The organism is Pseudoflavonifractor phocaeensis (assembly GCF_021531815.1).
Taxonomy (GTDB): domain Bacteria; phylum Bacillota; class Clostridia; order Oscillospirales; family Oscillospiraceae; genus Lawsonibacter; species Lawsonibacter phocaeensis_A.
Window position 1 is genome coordinate 1 of sequence record NZ_JADYUM010000039.1, and the last position, 2,743, is coordinate 2,743.

The 2,743-nt window shown below is 68.6% G+C and carries 2 protein-coding genes and 1 pseudogene; all 3 read left to right on the top strand.

From position 1 onward, the window contains the following. Nucleotides 1–1,472: spore germination protein (locus I6E42_RS12625; protein WP_235372365.1), on the top strand; the 1,472-nt coding region annotated here is incomplete at its 5' end. Further along, a complete protein-coding gene (locus I6E42_RS12870; RefSeq protein WP_235372366.1) occupies nt 1,469–2,536 on the top strand; it encodes a Ger(x)C family spore germination protein in 1,068 nt (355 codons plus the stop codon). The genes I6E42_RS12625 and I6E42_RS12870, both read left to right, overlap by 4 nt. Nucleotides 2,537–2,559: 23 nt before the next feature. Continuing rightward, nucleotides 2,560–2,743, top strand: a pseudogene (locus I6E42_RS12635) (GerAB/ArcD/ProY family transporter); the annotation flags it as partial.

Sequence of the window (2,743 nt, forward strand, 5' to 3'; positions counted from 1 at the left end):
GACAGGAGCCCCGCATCCCCCTGCCCCTCTCCCTGGAGAACCTGGAGCAGACCTTCGAGGGCTGCGCCGACTTCAACAAACGCCAGGTCTATCTCCACGGCGATCCCGGCCGCCGGGTGACGGTGTGCTACATCGGCGGGATGGCCCGAACGGAGCGGATCAACGACTACGTCTTCCGCCCCCTGGCCCAGGACCCCATGCTGGCCTCGGCGCCGGAGAGCCAAGTCTTCGACCTGCTGGAGAAGGGCGCCATCTACGCCCAGAAAGCAGAGCGGGAGACGGAACTGGACCAGGTGGCCCTGGCCATTATCGACGGCAGCTGTGCCCTTTTCTTTCCGGACCGTCAGGACGCCCTGGTGGTCCCCGTGGCCACCGAGGAGAAGCGGTCGGTGGGGGAGCCGGAGAACGAGCCCTCCCTCAAGGGAGCCCGGGACTCCTTTGTGGAGAGCTTGCGCACCAATACCTCCCTGGTCCGGCGGCGGCTCCGGGCCCCGGAGCTGAAGGTGAAGGAGCACATTGTGGGCCGGCAGTCCCTGACGCCGGTGGATGTGGTCTACCTGGCGGGCATCGCCGATCCGGACACGGTGGCCCGGCTGGAGCAAAAGCTGGACGCCATGGACATCGATGGGGTGGAGGCGGCGGGCAATCTGGAGGAGTATCTGGTGGAGGCCTCCCGCACCCCCTTTCCCCTGATAGCCTACACCCAGCGGCCCGACCGCTTCTGCCAGGGCCTGCTGGAAGGCCGAGTGGGCCTGATCGCCGACGGTATCCCCCTGGGCTGGCTCATTCCCGGCACCATCGACCAGTTCTTCAAGACAGGCCAGGACCGGGCCTACCACTGGATGACCGCCTCCGCCCTCAGCCTCATCCGCTACCTCTGCGCCCTGGTGACCCTGCTGCTGCCCGGGCTGTATATCGCTCTGGTCACCTTCCACCCCGAGGCCATTCCGGTGAAGCTGGCTCTGTCCATCGTGTCCGCCAAGCAGGAGGTGCCCTTCTCCACCATTTTTGAGGTGCTTATCATGCTGCTGGCCTTTGAAGTGGTCCAGGAGGCGGGACTCCGGCTGCCCAGCCCCATTGGGGCCACCGTGTCCATTCTGGGCGGTCTGGTGGTGGGAAACGCGGCGGTGGACGCCCACATCGTGTCCCCGGCGGTCCTCATTGCTGTGGCCATTGCCGGAGTGGCGGGATATACCATGCCCAGCCAGGACTTTGGCAACGCCCTGCGGCTGTGGCGGTTCCTGCTGGCCATCCTGGCCAGTCTGGGAGGACTGCTGGGCCTGGTGCTGGGCTGCGCCGCCCTCATTTACCACCTGGCGGGGTTGGAGACCTTTGGGGTGCCCTACCTGGCCCCCTTTACCACCGGGGTACAGGTGCGCCGGGGGCATCCCACCCTGTTCCGCCTGCCCCTGCCCCAGATGAAGTGGCGGGATGGGGCGGTCCAGACCCAAAACCGGAGGAATCAGGCGTGAGGGGGCGGATCACGGCCCTGTGGGCGGCCCTGTGTCTGCTGCTGACAGGCTGCGGGCGGATGCCCTACCCCCGGGAGATGGAGGACATGGCCCTGCTGCGCACCATGGGAGTGGACCGGGAGGGCGGCATGCTGGCTCTCACCGTGTCCACCGGCCCCCGGGCCCGCGGCCTTCAGGGGGATCAGGAACCCGCTCTGGTGCTGTCCGCCCATGGGGAGTCCCTCAGCGCCGCCGCCCTGTCCCTCCAGGGCCTCAGCGACAGCTATGTGTTTTTCGGCTACGTGGACCAGCTCCTTCTGGGGGAGGAGCTGGCCCGGGAGAATGTGCGCCCGGTGCTGGACTGGTTCGCCCGGGACGCGGAGCTGGGTCTGGGCGCCCGTGTCTGGGTGGTCCGGTGGAACGCCCGGGAGGCGGTGGAGTCCGGCGGAGACCGGGGGGTGGACAGCCACCTAACCACCCTGCGCGCCGACGGAGAGATGGGGGTGGCCTCCCTCTCAAGGACGGCGGGGGAGGTATATGGCGACCTGCTGGAGCAGGGGACTGCCTATCTCCCCGCTCTGACGGTGTCCGGACAGGAAGCGGGCGCTCTGAAAGACGGGGGCTACGCCGTGCTCAAAGACGGAACCTTGATGGGCTATCTGGAGGGGGATGAGGCCCTGGGCCTGGAGCTGCTGGCGGGCAGGTCCTCCGTCCATGTGCTGGAGGAACGGACGGGGGAGGGGCCTGTCTCCCTCCGGGTCACCGCCTCATCCGCCGCCGGCCGCCTGACCGGGGAAGGACGGCTGTCCCTCACCTGCCGGGTGTCGGTCCACCTGGAGGAGTACCGCCATCCCCTGACGGCGAGCCAGCTGGAGGACCTGCAAAACCGGGTCAAGACCCGGGAGGAGGGGCGCGTCCGGGCGGCTCTGGACAGGCTGAGGGACTGGAAGGCGGACTGCCTGGGCCTGGGGCCCAGAGCGGGATTGACGGCGCCCCGAGTCTGGAGCGGCCTCCAGGTGGATTGGGACAGGGCGTTCGCGGCCCTGGAGCCGGAGGTGGAGGTCCGGGTGGAGCTCCACCCGTAGGAACAAACCGGAGGTAGAATAGGATGAAGGGAGAAGGGATCTCGCGGACCCAGCTGGCCTCGCTGGTCTGGGCGGGGGTACTGGCCCCGGCGGCGGAGCTGCTGCCCGGTATTACCCTGCCCGCGGCAGGGAAGGGAGCCTGGCTGGCGCCGCTGGCGGCTTTGCCGCTGGTGCTGGTGGGGGGCTGGCTGCTGGGCAGACTGGGGG